A 14,257-nucleotide genomic window follows, 5' to 3' on the forward strand; every position below is an offset into this window, starting at 1 on the left:
CTCTTAACCTTTCACGCCTTATTGGACAGCATTCGTCCAACAAGTTGGGCCGTGTAATCAACGATTGGTACGATCCGCCCATAGTTGAGGCGAGTCGGACCGATGACTCCAACGGCACCGATTATCTTTCGATCAGCGTTCATATAAGGAGAAACCACCAAAGAGGAACCCGAAAGCGAAAAAAGTTTGTTTTCCGAGCCGATAAAAATGCGCACCCCTTCGCCATCCTCGGTCAATTCAAGAAATTCGGCGATATCGCGCTTCTTTTCGAGGTCATCGAAAAGGGTCCGGATACGGTCAAGCTCCGCCGCTTCCGAACTTTGAGCCAACAAATGCGAACGCCCGCGCACGATCAAACGTTCATAATGCGCCCCGTCCCCTTCCCAGAACGCATCCCCGTTGTCGATGAGATCCGCCGCCAGACCATCCAGTTCCTGACGTCTGGTTTTAATCTCGCGTTCAACTGTCGCCTTGAGTTCGGACAGGGTTTTCCCCTCGATCAGCGAATTGATAAAATTGGCCGCCTCACGCAACGACGATGGCGTTTGCCCCGCGGGCGGTGTGAATACGCGGTTCTCCACCTGACCATCCGCAAACACCAGGACAACCAAGGCACGTTCAGGCGCAAGGCTCACAAATTCCACATGTTTTAGCGGCGCTTCGTGTTTGGGGATTAAAACGAGACTCGCCCCTTGCGTCAGTCCGGAAAGCGCCGAACCAACACGGTCCAACATTCCGCCCACATCCTTGCCATCATCGCGCAACGTCTCGTGCATTTTCTCGCGCACATCATCCGAAACCGTACCGACCTCCAAAAGGCCGTCGACAAACATGCGCAGCCCGAGGTGTGTCGGAATCCGCCCCGCCGACACATGCGGACTGTCCAACAGGCCGAGGTATTCCAAATCCTGCATCACATTGCGCACTGTGGCGGCGGATACTTTTTCGCTCATGGCACGGGTCAAGGTGCGTGACCCCACAGGGCCACCACTGTCCAGATAGCCCTCAACCACCCGTCGAAATACTTCGCGGGACCGGTCGTTCATTTCAGCAATAATGTTTGCGCGTTCTACCATCTGACACGGTTTCCCAAAGGCACTGCCATTAAAAGGGTTGAGCGCTTAGCGTCAATGAGGGTTGCACCATTTGCGCCGCCTATCTTATGTGGGGACAACAAACAAAAAGGAAAGATCATGCGACCTTCTGGACGAAAACTAGACGAGATGCGTTCAATTACCATCGAAACCGGCGTCACAAAACACGCCGAAGGTTCGTGTATGATCCGCTGTGGCGACACGCATGTCCTGTGTACCGCAACAATCGAACCGCGCGTCCCGCCCTTTATGCGCAATTCCGGACAGGGATGGGTGACAGCAGAATACGGTATGCTGCCCCGCTCCACCTCGTCGCGTATGCGCCGCGAGTCAACAGCCGGAAAGCAAGGCGGACGCACCATCGAAATCCAACGCCTGATCGGCCGCTCATTGCGTGCGGGCGTTGACCGTGTTGCCCTTGGCGAACGTCAAATCACCGTCGATTGCGATGTCATTCAGGCCGATGGCGGAACCCGCTGTGCCTCGATCACGGGCGGTTGGGTCGCCCTACGTCTTGCCGTCAACAAGCTGATCAAGGCGGGTGACATCACAACCGACCCGCTGATTTCCAATGTCGCCGCCGTGTCCTGTGGCATCTACGCGGGCCAACCCGTTCTCGACCTTGATTACCCCGAGGATTCCGAGGCCGGTGTGGACGGCAACTTCATCATGCTCGCCAACGGTCAGATGGTCGAAACACAGATGAGCGCCGAAGGGTCCACCTACTCACGCGCTCAATTGGTTGAGTTGCTTGATTTGGCTGACAAAGGTGTGGCCGAACTGGTCGCCGCCCAAAATGCGGCCGTGTCCTGATGCGCGTCTTTGATGGCGACAAACTCGTTCTGGCCTCTCACAACAAAGGCAAGCTGCGCGAAATCGGTGCGCTGCTTGCTCCCTTTGGTGTCGAAGTCGTATCGGCGGGTGATCTGGGCTTCGATGAGCCCGAGGAAACCGAAAGCACATTTGCCGGGAACGCACGGATCAAGGCGCATTATGCCGCCCGAAAATCCGGTCTACCCGCTTTGTCTGACGATAGCGGCATCATGGTTGACGGGCTTGACGGCGCGCCCGGCGTGTACACAGCCGATTGGGCCGAAACGCCAAATGGCCGCGACTTCCCGATGGCGATGAAAAAGGTCTGGGATCTGCTCGAAGCCAAGAACGCAACTATGCCACGCACCGCGCGGTTTTGCTGCACACTGTGCCTTGCGTGGCCCGATGGTCACGACGAGGTGTTCGAGGGCAAGGTTGAGGGTCACCTCGAATGGCCGATGCGCGGCGATTTCGGGTTCGGGTTTGATCCGATCTTTGTCCCTGCGGGCGAAACACAGACATTTGGCGAAATGGACCCCGCAAAGAAACACGCGATGAGCCATAGGGCCGATGCCTTTGCCAAATTTGTAAAAGGGCCCTTTGCGGGGCGCGTGTAAAAAGACATGGAAGATTGGCAAAATGGCGGGTTTGGGCTCTATTTTCACTGGCCGTTCTGCCAATCAAAATGCCCCTATTGCGATTTCAATTCCCACGTATCGGGCGCGGTGGACCAAGAGGCCTGGGGGGCGGCATTTCTCTCCGAAATCGACCGTGTATCCGCAGAAACATCCGGACGATTGGTTCAGTCGATCTATTTCGGGGGCGGCACCCCGTCATTGATGGAGCCCTCACTTGTCGGGAAAATCCTCGATCGTGTGCGTCTTCGGTGGTCCCTGTCAAACGATGTCGAAATCACACTCGAAGCAAACCCTTCGTCCGTTGAAATTGCCAAGTTTCGCGACTTTAGAGCCACTGGCGTCAATCGCGTGTCCCTCGGCGTCCAGTCACTGCGCGAGGATGATTTGCGCCGTCTCGGCCGTCTTCATTCCGTTACCGACGCCAAGCGGGCCATAGATGTTGCGCAATCTGTGTTTGATCGCACCTCGTTTGACTTGATCTATGCCCGTCAGGATCAAACTCTGGCCGATTGGGAGTGCGAGTTGGCCGAAGGCCTCGCATTGGCAAACGGGCACCTGTCCCTTTACCAGCTCACGATTGAACAAGGCACCGCCTTTGGTGATCGCTACAACGCCGGAAAACTGCGCGGTTTGCCAAACGATGACCTTGGCGCCGACATGTATTTTTTAACGCAAGACATGACATCCGCCGCAGGTCTACCCGCCTACGAAGTGTCTAATCACGCCCGAACCGGTATGGAAAGTCGCCACAATCAAATTTATTGGCGCTATGGCGATTACGCGGGTATTGGTCCCGGCGCACATGCACGCCTCACGGTCGACGGGCAAAAATTTGCAATTGATACCCCGCTCGCGCCGAACAAATGGCTCGCACAAGTGAATGAGACAGGTCATGGCGAAAACACACGCACAGCTTTGTCCAAACAGGATCAAGCTCTCGAATACCTTATGATGGGCCTAAGGATCGGGGATGGCGTTACCTTGAGTCGTATCACCTGTCTTTTGGATGATGTTTTTTACAACAAAATCAAATATCTGGCCGACGATGGCCTGATCGAAACGGACAACGGCCGCCTCATCGTTACACGCGATGGGCGGCCGCTTATAAATGCGATTGTAAAAGACCTATTGCCCTAATCGCTATCTGCCGCGTGAAAGGATCTGACAAAGCATATCCAGATCATCGAGAGACGCATAAGAGATCGATAGCTGTCCCTTTTCTGATCCGTTCTGGTGTTGGATCTCAACCTTCATTCCGACCGTGGCGCTCAAATCAGCCTCAAGCGCACGGGTATCGGCATCCTTATCGGTCGCTTTCCGGCTTGTTTTGTCTCTGGTGACGGGTGGCAACTTGCTTTTCTTCGCAAGCTTTTCCGTATCGCGAACTGACAACCCGCGTTTTACAACATCACGCGCCAGTTCGGATGGATTTTCAGAGGTAATCAAGGCCCGCGCATGACCCGCCGTGAGATCACCGCGCTCAAGGAGACCCTGAACATCCTCGGGAAGCTGCAAAAGTCGCATCATATTGGCAATATGGCTCCGGCTTTTTCCCAAAGCACTCGCGAGTTGTTCCTGTGTGTGACCGAACTTTTCCATAAGCTGATTATAGCCAACAGCTTCCTCGATTGAATTGAGGTCCGCGCGTTGAATATTCTCAATGATCGCAATTTCCAACACCTCGGTGTCGTTATATTCACGAACAATAACAGGGACTTCATGCAGTTTTGCCATTTGCGAGGCCCGCCAGCGGCGTTCCCCTGCGACAATTTCGAAATCTCCCGAACGACGCGGGTTTGCTCGCACGATAAGGGGTTGAATAACCCCTTTTTCGGCAATGGAGTCCGAAAGCTCCTTGAGTTTCTCTTCATCAAACCGCCGTCTGGGCTGATCCGGATTTGGCGACACGCGCTCAATCGGGACGATCAAATCAGCACTTTGCGCCGCGGCCCCCGACGTATTGGATGTGGATGTATCAGCGGTCTGATTGACATCGGCCATAAGCGAGGAAAGTCCCCGACCCAAACCACGCCTTTTAGAATTACCGTTGTTTTGTGTCATGTTCAGCCCTTTTTGCTCACGAGTTCTTTTGCCAAAGCTCGATACGCTTCGCTACCTTTTGATGTCGGATCGTAACTCAAAACCGGCAAAGCATAGGAAGGTGCTTCGCTAATTCTGACGTTACGCGGGATAACTGTTTTGAAAACCAAATCCCCAAGATTTTCCCTCGCGTCTGTCTCGACCTGTTTGGATAGGTTATTGCGCTTGTCATACATGGTTAAAACCACACCCGCGATCCGAAGATACGGGTTTGCGGTCTGGCGCACTTCGCGAACGGTCATAATCAGCTGCGTCAGCCCCTCCAATGCAAAAAACTCACTTTGAAGCGGCACGAGAACCGAGTCGGATGCAACCATTGCATTCACTGTCAGCAAACTCAGAGATGGCGGACAATCAATCAAAATGAAATCAATCGCATAGGTATCCAATGCGCGTTGACGCAGTGCATCGCGCAACAAAAAGCTACGCTTTTCATTTGAAATCATCTCAATATCCGCAGAACTCAGATCTACGGTTGCAGGCACGATCCAGAGTCCCTGAATGTCGGTTGTCTGTATCGCGTCGTGAATATCAACCTCGCCAAGCAACAAATCGTAGGTTGTGAGCGTCCTTTCGGATGGTTCGACCCCGAAACCGGTCGACGCATTCCCCTGTGGATCGAGGTCAATAACCAGAACGCGATATCCCAACTCGACCAAGGCCGCCGCGAGATTTATTGTTGTGGTCGTTTTTCCAACACCACCCTTTTGGTTGGCAATAGAGATGATTTGAGGCCCCTTGGGTCGAGTTGGATCAGACACGCTCAATTTCTCCGACTTCTAAAATGACTGCATTTTGATCCGTCACGCTTGCGTGTGATTTATGCGAAAAACGCCACGCGGTACGGGCTTCATCAAGTTCTTGTTGAAATTTCTCACCTTTCGGAAAATAAGCAATCCCATTTTCATCTAAATGACGGTCAGCAAATTCCAATAGGTTGGACAATGACGATAAGGCACGCGCGGTCAACACGTTAGCAGACAAAGGTGCGACGCCCTCTACCCTTTGCGCCAAAACCTGTGCGTCAACACCGACATCCCGAAGGACGGTTCGCAAGAATGTGGATTTTCTCTGATCCGATTCAACCAATGTGAAAGTCATATCCGGCGAACGTTCTGCGGCGATAATGGCGCACACTACTCCGGGAAACCCACCACCGGATCCCAAATCCACCCAATGGCCACGCTGCGCGCCAACAATGTTGAATACTTGTGCTGAATCCAGAAAATGTCGGTCCCATGCATGTTCAAGTGTACTTTTCGACACCAGGTTTATTGCCGGATTCCATTTTTTAAGAAGTTTCTCGAACACATCCAGTCGGTCCAATGTTTCACGTGAAACATTCAAGCCGATATGCGCAAAATCTTTCATTCTAAGATGCCTTCAATTTCTGCAGCTGCCGGATACGCGCCAAAATCAATGTCGCTGCTGCCGGCGTCATCCCCTCTACCCGCATAGCCTGTGCAATCGTCTGGGGTCGTGACGCTTGTAGCTTTGATCGAAGTTCATTTGATAGCCCATTAAGGCCCTCGTAGTCGAATAAATCCGGAATCTGCTCGGCTTCATCGCGCTTTAGCGAGACAACATCCCGTTTTTGACGCTCGATATAGGTTGCATAAAGTGCGTCTCTTTGCGCCTGCACCTGTATATCCGGTGCAATGGAAGAGAGCGCCGGTGTCATTTTTGAAAGCTGGGCAAAGCTTATATGTGGGAACGACAGGACCTCATAACCAGTCCGGCGGGATCCGTCAAAACTTGACTCTATTCCACCCGCCCTGAGCTCATTTGGCGTGTACGTTATAGAGGCCAATTGCGCCTTGGCCGCGCTGAGAGCTGTCATTTTCTCTGAATTCCGCTGAGCACGGACACTTCCGACGACCCCCATCTCAACACCGCTTTGGGTAAGCCGCTGATCTGCGTTATCAGCGCGGAGGGACAGCCTGAATTCAGCACGCGAGGTAAACATCCGGTAGGGTTCCGTTACGCCGCGCGTCACAAGATCATCAACCATAACCCCAATATAGCTGTCCGTTCTCGAAAAAACTTTCTGCTCCAGATTTTTGGCATGGCGTGCCGCATTCAGGCCTGCGAGCAATCCTTGCGCTGCCGCCTCCTCATATCCGGTTGTACCATTAATTTGACCCGCCAAATACAGATTGGGCACATCTTTCGTTTCAAGCGTTAACCGCAAAGCCCGCGGATCGACATAGTCATATTCGATCGCATAGCCCGGCTGTGTAATTTCCACATTTTCCAAGCCGACGATCGAACGCACATAGGCCTCCTGAACATCGACGGGTAAGGATGTCGAAATTCCATTTGGATACACCGTGTCAACGGTAAGTCCCTCTGGCTCAAGGAAAATCTGATGTGACGATTTATCGGAAAACCTGACAACCTTATCCTCAATCGAGGGGCAATAGCGTGGTCCGACCCCTTCGATATGACCGCCATACATCGCCGAGCGATCCAAATTCTGGCGGATAATGTCATGGGTTTTTTCATTGGTATGCGTGATGCCACACGCAACCTGACGAACCTTTGGTTTGCTGTTCAAAAACGAAAACACAACAGGTTCTTCATCCCCGGGCTGGGATTCCAGAATGCTCCAATCGATCGTTTTACCGTTGAGACGCGGCGGTGTCCCCGTTTTCAATCGCCCCATGGGTAACCCGAATCCATAGAGGCGATCGGCCAAATCTATCGACGGCTTGTCTCCCATGCGGCCGCCACGGCGTTGTTCGTTCCCGATATGAATGACGCCATTCAAAAACGTGCCCGTTGTCAAAATCACCGCGGCGGATCCTATTTCGGATCCATCCGCCAAACGAACACCACAGACAGCATCACCATCCATCAGGAAATCGACAACTTCGGCTTCGACGATAGACAGATTTGGCGTTTGCTCAAGTTCGGCCAACATTGCAGCTTGGTACAAAAGACGATCAGCCTGCGCCCGCGGCCCCTGAACGGCGGGACCTTTGCGGCGATTCAAAAGCCTGTATTGGATGCCCGCGCAATCAGCCACACGCCCCATAACACCATCCAGAGCGTCGATTTCGCGCACAAGGTGGCCTTTGCCAAGTCCGCCGATTGCAGGATTGCACGACATGACGCCAATATTTTCACGCTTTAGCGTTACAAGCGCCGTATTGGCACCTACGCGCGCCGAGGCCGCGGCAGCATCACAGCCCGCATGCCCTGCGCCCACTACAATCACATCGAAATCCAAATGTTTCACGTGAAACACTCCACAAAATTCTGATTATTTGCCGATGCAGAAACTCGAGAAAATTTCTCCGAGGACGGCCTCGACATCAATACGCCCCACAAGGCAATCAAGGTCGTAAATCGCTGTCCGAAGAAACTCCGCCGCGATTTCAGCCCTGTCACTGTCGAGCAGTATCTCATTTCGCGCCGTTTCCAAAGAGCCAACTGCACGGGACATCGCCATTCGGTGACGTTCATGCGTCGCAACTGCGGACCCCGCGCTGCGTTTGGACAAAACCGACGACACATGCGCCACAAGCGCCGACACGCCATGACCTGTTTCACCGGATATAGAGGCCGGACCAAATGTGCCGCAATCATCCTTTCCGATCAAAACCAGATCCCCTGCCTTTGGAAGTATCTCTGGTTCGGAGGTTTCATCCGGCAACAACACCACCCGCAAATCAGCAAGCTCCGCACGCGATCGCGCCCGCTCAATGCCCATGCTCTCGACAACATCGCTCGTCTCGCGAAGTCCCGCCGTATCGAGAATGGTCACAGGCAACCCATCGAGCTCCATCCGGACCTCAATCACGTCACGCGTTGTACCTGCTATCTCGGACGTAATCGCGGCATCACGTCCTGCAAGGGCGTTCAACAACGTTGATTTTCCGATATTCGGCGGACCAACAATTGCCACCTCGAACCCGTCACGGATACGTTCGGAAATGTGGGATCCTTCAATTTCGCGGTTCAAATCACCAATGACCTGCGCAAGGAGTTCCAACACCTCAGGCGACACATCAACAGGAACCTCCTCATCCGCAAAATCAATGGTTGCCTCAATCAACGCCGCCGCACGTATGAGTGCGCTACGCCAGACGTCAACTTTGGCACCGATTGCACCGGAAAACACCCGCATCGCCTGTTTTCTCTGCGCTTCGGTTTCAGCGTCGATCAAGTCCGCGAGGCCCTCGACCTGAGTCAGGTCAAGCCGCTCATTCTCAAGCGCCCGGCGTGTAAACTCACCCGCCTCGGCCGCCCGCAAACCCTCGATACGGCCCAACTCCGCAAGTACCGAACGCACAATCGCGATGGAACCGTGAAGCTGTAATTCCGCGCTTTGCTCACCTGTAAAGGACGCACCCTGTTCGAAACATAACACAAGCGCCTCATCGAGCACCGCACCCTTTGCATCTTTAAGCACCCGCAACGCCGTACGGCGCGGCAACGGCACATCGCCCGCCAACATTTCGACAGCCGAAAACGCGAGCGGCCCGGAAATCCGGACCACCGCTACACCCGCTTTGCCGCGGGCCGTTGCTTCTGCGAAGATAGTATCCATGAGGTTAACTCATTGATATTAAAAAATTAAGCGTTCATAGAGTCAAAGAATTCGCCATTTGACTTCGTTTGTTTCAACTTGGAAATCATGAACTCGATCGCATCGGTTGTTCCCATCGGGTTCAGGATGCGGCGCAGCACGTACATTTTCTGCAAGTCCTTGGAATCAACAAGCAACTCTTCTTTGCGCGTTCCGGATTTGAGAATATCCATCGCGGGGAACACGCGTTTGTCCGCAACTTTACGATCCAGAACGATCTCCGAGTTGCCCGTCCCTTTGAATTCCTCAAAGATGACTTCATCCATGCGCGAACCGGTATCAATCAAAGCGGTGGCGATAATGGTCAGTGACCCACCCTCCTCGATGTTACGCGCAGCACCAAAGAAGCGTTTAGGGCGCTGTAGGGCATTGGCGTCAACACCACCGGTCAACACCTTACCAGAGGACGGTACAACAGTATTGTATGCACGGCCAAGGCGCGTGATGGAATCGAGCAGGATCACAACATCGCGCTTGTGTTCCACAAGGCGCTTTGCCTTTTCGATCACCATTTCACAAACGGCAACGTGACGGGTGGCAGGTTCGTCAAAGGTCGAGGAAATCACCTCGCCCTTCACAGAGCGCTGCATGTCCGTCACTTCCTCCGGACGTTCATCGATCAACAACACGATGAGATAACATTCAGGGTGGTTTTGGCCGATCGAAGTCGCAATATTTTGCAACAAAACGGTTTTACCGGTGCGTGGTGGTGCGACGATCAACGAACGCTGACCCTTACCGATCGGAGCGACAAGGTCGATAATCCGTGCGGAGCGATCCTTGATCGTTGGATCCTCGATCTCCATCGTCAGCCGCTCATTGGGGTAAAGCGGCGTCAGGTTGTCAAAGTTGATCTTATGCTTGGCTTTTTCCGGCTCTTCGAAGTTGATCTTCGTCACCTTGGTCAGCGCGAAATAACGCTCGTTCTCACCTGGCGCCTGAATAACACCCTCAACGGTATCACCTGTACGCATGCCCCATTGACGGGCCACCTCGGGTGAAACGTAGATATCATCCGGTCCGGGCAAGTAGTTTGCCTCGGGCGAGCGCAAGAACCCGAAACCGTCCTGCAAAACTTCCAGAACACCATCGCCGGAGATTTCCCAACCGTCCTCAGCGCGTTCTTTGAGAATCGAGAACATCATATCGCCCTTACGCATCGTCGATGCGTTTTCGATCTCGAGCTCTTCGGCCATCGACAACAGGTCTTTGGGGCTTTTAGCTTTGAGATCGGCGAGGTTCAGAGTTTCAGTTGTCATGGAAATTCCTATGGTTCGCCTCAGGGTGCGAACGGGGTCAGGCATGTAAAGGGATATCCCGTGAATGACCGGACGGTCGGGATTTCTGACTACATAGGATTTAGACCAACCGGAGTCAATAATTCTTAGCCCGGACGCTCAAAACGGCTTGGCGATGACCATAAATACGATGACCAACATCAAAAGCGTCGGAATTTCGTTCATCATCCGGTACTGACGCCCCGTGAGTTTGTTCTCACCTGCCACAAAATCAAGTCGGCGTTTATCACACCAGAAATGAAATCCGGTCATTCCGATCACGCTAAACGCCTTGAGCCATGACCAACCGGCGCTCCAATCGACAATACCCGGCGTGAACACAAGGCAAAGACCAAATAACCACGATGACATCATCGCAGGGCGCATGATGATCCGGAATAGTTTCATCTCCATATCCTGAAACAAACGATCCGTCTCGGTTCCAAGCGGAACGCTTTCGGTATGGCGCACAAACAATCTCGGCAAATAAAACAAACCGGCCATCCACGAGATTACGGAAACCACATGAAGCGATTTTGCCCAAGGATAAATTACTGCGAGAAAATCACCCATATTCCGACCTTTCTGTGTCTCTCTCTTAATAAAATAAAGAATAGAAAAAGAAAGATGATGTTTAAGTAGGGCCTGTGGATAATGTGGATTAGTGGCTTTTCCACAGATCGATCCCAGTGAAGTGATGTAACGCCCGGGATTTCCGGTCGAATGTGGAAAACACGTTAATCTCTTAATAATATGGATTATAGAGTGGTTAATCGTACAGATCGGGTGTGGATAAGTTGGCTATAACTTTTTAGGATCCCGTTTGTCCCCCGCGGCGATGGATCAAATCTCCCCAAGGATAAACAGAGCGCAGTTTCAGGATAAACAGAGGGCTTTTCCACAAGGATGGTGATCCGCTATCTGTCCTCCGACTTAACGACAGCTTAACACAGGATATATCCACAATATGATCAACACGCCCAAACGCATTATTCTTGCGTCAGGTTCGACCATCCGGCGGCAACTTTTGCAAAACGCAGGAGTTGCCATTGATATAGAAGTGGCGCGTATTGATGAAGAAACGATTAAGGATGCGCTCGTTGGGGAGGGCGCCCATCCCCGTGATATCGCGGATGCACTGGCCGAAGGCAAAGCGCGCAAAATTTCTCTCAGGTATCCGGAGGCGATGGTGATCGGTTGCGATCAAGTGTTGTCATTCAAAGGGCGGCTTGTTTCCAAATGTGCCACGGCGGACGAGGCGCGAAATTTGCTAGGCCAGATGCAGGGCGAGCGGCACAGGTTGTTATCCGCAACCGTTATTTATGAGGATGGAGAGCCGAAATGGCGTCATGTCGGTGAGGTCCGTATGGAGATGCGACCCCTCACGGCGGCCTACCTTGACGACTATATCGATCGAAATTGGCACAGTGTGCGCGATGCTGTCGGGTGTTATAAACTCGAAGAAGAAGGAGTGCGGTTGTTTTCATCCATCGAAGGTGAGTACTTTAATGTTCTGGGCCTGCCGCTTCTTGCGTTGTTGTCCCACCTTGTCGATAGAAAGATGATTGCATCATGAGTGAAAAAATTCCTCTGGCCGCCGTACTTGGATCGCCGATTGCGCATTCCAAATCACCACAGCTTCACACCTACTGGCTCAAACGCTACGGGATACGCGGTCATTATATTCCCGTTGATGTGGCTCAGGTCGACCTCAAAGAGGTTTTGAAAACGCTGCCAAAAATGGGATTTGTCGGTGCAAACGTCACAATCCCGCACAAAGAGGCCGCTTTGGCGCTTGCGGATGTGGTCACGGATCGCGCGGCATTGATCGGCGCGGCCAACACGCTGATTTTTCGTACTGATGGCAAGCTGCACGCGGACAATACCGATGGCTACGGCTTTGTCGAAAACCTGCGTGCCAATGCCAATTGGGATCCGACCCTCGGGCCTGCCGCCGTGTTCGGTGCGGGTGGTGCGGCGCGTGCTGTTGTGGCGTCCCTTATCGATGTGGGTGTGCAGGAAATTCGCCTCTCCAACCGGACCCGCAACCGGACCGAGGCGCTTAGGGAGGAATTCGGAAGCAAAATCCGGATTGTCGACTGGGTTCAGGCCGGCAATATGCTCGATGGCGCGACCACCGTGGTGAACACGACTTCCTTGGGTATGGTTGGCAAACCGGAGTTCAAGGTGCCGCTTGATGCGCTTGGAAAAACCGCTGTTGTGACCGACCTTGTTTATACCCCGCTCAAAACCGCGTTTTTGGCAAAGGCCGAAGAGATCGGATGCCAAACCGTCGACGGGTTGGGCATGTTGTTGTATCAGGCCGTTCCCGGGTTCGAGCGGTGGTTTGATCATCGCCCCGATGTGGATGACGAGACCCGCCGCGTCATTTTGGGCCAATGACCACCCGCCCCTATGTCATCGGTTTGACCGGCTCAATCGCGATGGGCAAAAGCACCACAGCGCAGTTCTTTGCCGATGCCGGTATCCCCGTTTGGGATGCGGACGCGGCTGTGGCGCGGCTTTATGCGCGCGGTGGTGCGGCTGTTGCCCCGATTCATGCAGAATTTCCAGACGCGGTTTTAAATGATACAGTCTCTAAAGCGGCTCTAAAGACCATTATTTCTGCGGATCCTGCGGCGCTTAAGCGTATAGAAGCTATTGTTCACCCGCTCGTTGCGGCCGACCGCGCGGGCTTCATCGCGGATACGGATGCGGCGATTGTTGTTGTGGATATTCCGCTGTTGTTCGAAACGGGTGCACAGGCACAGGTTGATTGCACGGTTGTGGTCTCGACAGATGCCAAAACACAACGCGCCCGCGCGCTCGCCCGCGATGGCATGACCGAAGCCCATTTCGACGCGATCATGGCAAAGCAACTCCCCGACGCAGAAAAACGCGACCGCGCCGATTTTGTTATCGACACCCGTAACCTTGAATCCGCACGGCGTCAGGCGCATGATATTCTTGATCACATAAAGAACAGGCGAACGCATGCGTGAAATCGTTTTAGACACTGAAACCACCGGATTCGACCCGCATCGCGGCGACAGGTTGGTTGAAATCGGTGCGATCGAGCTGATGAACCACATGCCCACGGGGCGCACCTATCACCAGTATATGTTCCCTGAACGCGATATGCCCGACGGCGCATTCGGTGTGCATGGAATTGGCCCCGACATTCTCGTCCCGCCCCGCCCCGCCAAAGAGGGCGAGGTGACGCTAAGGGATAAACCCCTGTTCAAAGCGGTGGCGCGGGAGTTCCTTGATTTTATCGGGGACTCGAAACTGGTGATCCACAACGCCGCGTTTGATATGAAATTTCTCAACGCCGAGTTGAAAACACACGGCTTTCGGGAATTGCCATGGGAACAAGCCATCGACACGCTTGCGATTGCACGCAAAAAATTCCCCGGATCTCCCGCAACCCTTGATGCACTGTGTCGCCGTTTTAACATCGACAGCTCGGCGCGGACATTGCACGGGGCCTTGCTCGATTCTGAAATTCTGGCCGAGGTCTATCTGGAGCTTATCGGCGGGCGTCAACCCGACCTTGTTCTGGCACCTGCCGGACGGGATGATGCGCCATCTGCCGGACGTGAGACAAACGAAGCGTGGCGTCCCACGCGGCGCCCCGCGCCCTTGCCGTCACGCCTCACAAATGACGAAGCCGCCGCCCATTCTGCCTTTGTAGACAAGTTGGGCGACGGCGCATTGTGGAAAAAATTCAGCTAAAAAGAG

General features: G+C 53.4%; 15 protein-coding genes. 7 read left to right on the forward strand and 8 right to left on the reverse strand.

Translation table 11 applies throughout. The features are described 5' to 3' along the window. Positions 1-11: 11 nt before the first annotated feature. Positions 12-1,076, reverse strand: a complete 1,065-nt coding sequence (gene hrcA, locus ACN0Q0_RS04325) for a heat-inducible transcriptional repressor HrcA (protein ID WP_417242138.1) — start codon at positions 1,074-1,076, stop codon at positions 12-14. A gap of 117 nt (positions 1,077-1,193) precedes the next feature. Here hrcA and rph point away from each other — a divergent pair, with 117 nt between their 5' ends. From rph to hemW, 3 genes are read left to right on the forward strand one after another with little or no spacing between them, the layout of a single operon-like run. Continuing rightward, complete coding sequence (rph, locus tag ACN0Q0_RS04330) at positions 1,194-1,907, forward strand: ribonuclease PH (RefSeq protein WP_417242139.1); 714 nt, start codon at positions 1,194-1,196, stop codon at positions 1,905-1,907. Then, complete coding sequence (rdgB, locus tag ACN0Q0_RS04335) at positions 1,907-2,524, forward strand: RdgB/HAM1 family non-canonical purine NTP pyrophosphatase (protein ID WP_417242140.1); 618 nt, start codon at positions 1,907-1,909, stop codon at positions 2,522-2,524. Before rph ends, rdgB begins: the two co-directional genes overlap by 1 nt. A gap of 6 nt (positions 2,525-2,530) precedes the next feature. Then, the gene (gene hemW / locus ACN0Q0_RS04340; protein WP_417242141.1) at positions 2,531-3,682 is read left to right on the forward strand and encodes a radical SAM family heme chaperone HemW; all 1,152 of its coding nucleotides are present in this window, start codon (positions 2,531-2,533) and stop codon (positions 3,680-3,682) included. 3 nt (positions 3,683-3,685) lie between these two features. Here the strand turns inward: hemW and ACN0Q0_RS04345 are convergent, their stop codons facing one another. The 7 genes from ACN0Q0_RS04345 to hemJ all read right to left on the reverse strand — a co-directional run bounded on the left by ACN0Q0_RS04345 (position 3,686) and on the right by hemJ (position 11,089). Beyond that, on the reverse strand, positions 3,686-4,606 hold the full coding sequence (locus tag ACN0Q0_RS04345) for a ParB/RepB/Spo0J family partition protein (RefSeq protein ID WP_417242142.1): 921 nt from the start codon (positions 4,604-4,606) through the stop codon (positions 3,686-3,688). A gap of 2 nt (positions 4,607-4,608) precedes the next feature. After that, positions 4,609-5,406, reverse strand: coding sequence for a ParA family protein (locus tag ACN0Q0_RS04350; RefSeq protein WP_417242143.1), 798 nt, complete (start codon positions 5,404-5,406; stop codon positions 4,609-4,611). Next, positions 5,399-6,016: a 16S rRNA (guanine(527)-N(7))-methyltransferase RsmG gene (gene rsmG, locus ACN0Q0_RS04355; protein ID WP_417242144.1), complete on the reverse strand. Its 618-nt coding sequence runs from the start codon at positions 6,014-6,016 to the stop codon at positions 5,399-5,401. The genes ACN0Q0_RS04350 and rsmG overlap by 8 nt, the downstream gene beginning before the upstream one ends. 1 nt (position 6,017) lies before the next feature. After that, positions 6,018-7,886, reverse strand: coding sequence for a tRNA uridine-5-carboxymethylaminomethyl(34) synthesis enzyme MnmG (gene mnmG, locus ACN0Q0_RS04360; RefSeq protein ID WP_417242145.1), 1,869 nt, complete (start codon positions 7,884-7,886; stop codon positions 6,018-6,020). A 24-nt stretch (positions 7,887-7,910) separates the two neighbouring features. Beyond that, positions 7,911-9,200: a tRNA uridine-5-carboxymethylaminomethyl(34) synthesis GTPase MnmE gene (gene mnmE, locus ACN0Q0_RS04365; RefSeq protein ID WP_417242146.1), complete on the reverse strand. Its 1,290-nt coding sequence runs from the start codon at positions 9,198-9,200 to the stop codon at positions 7,911-7,913. A 26-nt stretch (positions 9,201-9,226) separates the two neighbouring features. Continuing rightward, a complete protein-coding gene (gene rho, locus ACN0Q0_RS04370; protein WP_417242147.1) occupies positions 9,227-10,498 on the reverse strand; it encodes a transcription termination factor Rho in 1,272 nt (423 codons plus the stop codon). 138 nt (positions 10,499-10,636) lie between these two features. Then, positions 10,637-11,089 (reverse strand): protoporphyrinogen oxidase HemJ, encoded by a 453-nt coding sequence (hemJ, locus tag ACN0Q0_RS04375; RefSeq protein WP_417242148.1) that lies wholly within the window; start codon positions 11,087-11,089, stop codon positions 10,637-10,639. A gap of 394 nt (positions 11,090-11,483) precedes the next feature. Here hemJ and ACN0Q0_RS04380 point away from each other — a divergent pair, with 394 nt between their 5' ends. The 4 genes from ACN0Q0_RS04380 to dnaQ are packed head-to-tail and all read left to right on the forward strand — an operon-like array spanning position 11,484 to position 14,251. Then, complete coding sequence (locus ACN0Q0_RS04380; RefSeq protein WP_417242149.1) at positions 11,484-12,092, forward strand: Maf family protein; 609 nt, start codon at positions 11,484-11,486, stop codon at positions 12,090-12,092. Further along, complete coding sequence (locus ACN0Q0_RS04385) at positions 12,089-12,919, forward strand: shikimate dehydrogenase (protein WP_417242150.1); 831 nt, start codon at positions 12,089-12,091, stop codon at positions 12,917-12,919. Before ACN0Q0_RS04380 ends, ACN0Q0_RS04385 begins: the two co-directional genes overlap by 4 nt. Further along, entirely contained in the window at positions 12,916-13,518 is a 603-nt protein-coding gene (gene coaE, locus ACN0Q0_RS04390) for a dephospho-CoA kinase (RefSeq protein ID WP_417242151.1), read from the forward strand. Before ACN0Q0_RS04385 ends, coaE begins: the two co-directional genes overlap by 4 nt. Next, positions 13,511-14,251, forward strand: a complete 741-nt coding sequence (gene dnaQ, locus ACN0Q0_RS04395; protein ID WP_417242152.1) for a DNA polymerase III subunit epsilon — start codon at positions 13,511-13,513, stop codon at positions 14,249-14,251. Before coaE ends, dnaQ begins: the two co-directional genes overlap by 8 nt. The last annotated feature ends 6 nt before the right edge of the window (positions 14,252-14,257 follow it).

Origin of the sequence: Celeribacter sp. (genome assembly GCF_048259695.1) — a bacterium.
GTDB lineage: Bacteria > Pseudomonadota > Alphaproteobacteria > Rhodobacterales > Rhodobacteraceae > Celeribacter.

Excerpts from the sequence above, each read along its gene's own strand:
- hemJ (WP_417242148.1), bottom strand. The coding sequence starts at position 11,089 with ATGGGTGATTTTCTCGCAGTAATTTATCCTTGGGCAAAATCGCTTCAT.
- rdgB (WP_417242140.1), top strand. The coding sequence starts at position 1,907 with ATGCGCGTCTTTGATGGCGACAAACTCGTTCTGGCCTCTCACAACAAA.
- hemW (WP_417242141.1), top strand. The coding sequence starts at position 2,531 with ATGGAAGATTGGCAAAATGGCGGGTTTGGGCTCTATTTTCACTGGCCG.
- coaE (WP_417242151.1), top strand. The coding sequence starts at position 12,916 with ATGACCACCCGCCCCTATGTCATCGGTTTGACCGGCTCAATCGCGATG.
- dnaQ (WP_417242152.1), top strand. The coding sequence starts at position 13,511 with ATGCGTGAAATCGTTTTAGACACTGAAACCACCGGATTCGACCCGCAT.
- rph (WP_417242139.1), top strand. The coding sequence starts at position 1,194 with ATGCGACCTTCTGGACGAAAACTAGACGAGATGCGTTCAATTACCATC.
- ACN0Q0_RS04345 (WP_417242142.1), bottom strand. The coding sequence starts at position 4,606 with ATGACACAAAACAACGGTAATTCTAAAAGGCGTGGTTTGGGTCGGGGA.
- ACN0Q0_RS04380 (WP_417242149.1), top strand. The coding sequence starts at position 11,484 with ATGATCAACACGCCCAAACGCATTATTCTTGCGTCAGGTTCGACCATC.
- mnmE (WP_417242146.1), bottom strand. The coding sequence starts at position 9,200 with ATGGATACTATCTTCGCAGAAGCAACGGCCCGCGGCAAAGCGGGTGTA.
- ACN0Q0_RS04385 (WP_417242150.1), top strand. The coding sequence starts at position 12,089 with ATGAGTGAAAAAATTCCTCTGGCCGCCGTACTTGGATCGCCGATTGCG.
- rho (WP_417242147.1), bottom strand. The coding sequence starts at position 10,498 with ATGACAACTGAAACTCTGAACCTCGCCGATCTCAAAGCTAAAAGCCCC.
- hrcA (WP_417242138.1), bottom strand. The coding sequence starts at position 1,076 with ATGGTAGAACGCGCAAACATTATTGCTGAAATGAACGACCGGTCCCGC.
- rsmG (WP_417242144.1), bottom strand. The coding sequence starts at position 6,016 with ATGAAAGATTTTGCGCATATCGGCTTGAATGTTTCACGTGAAACATTG.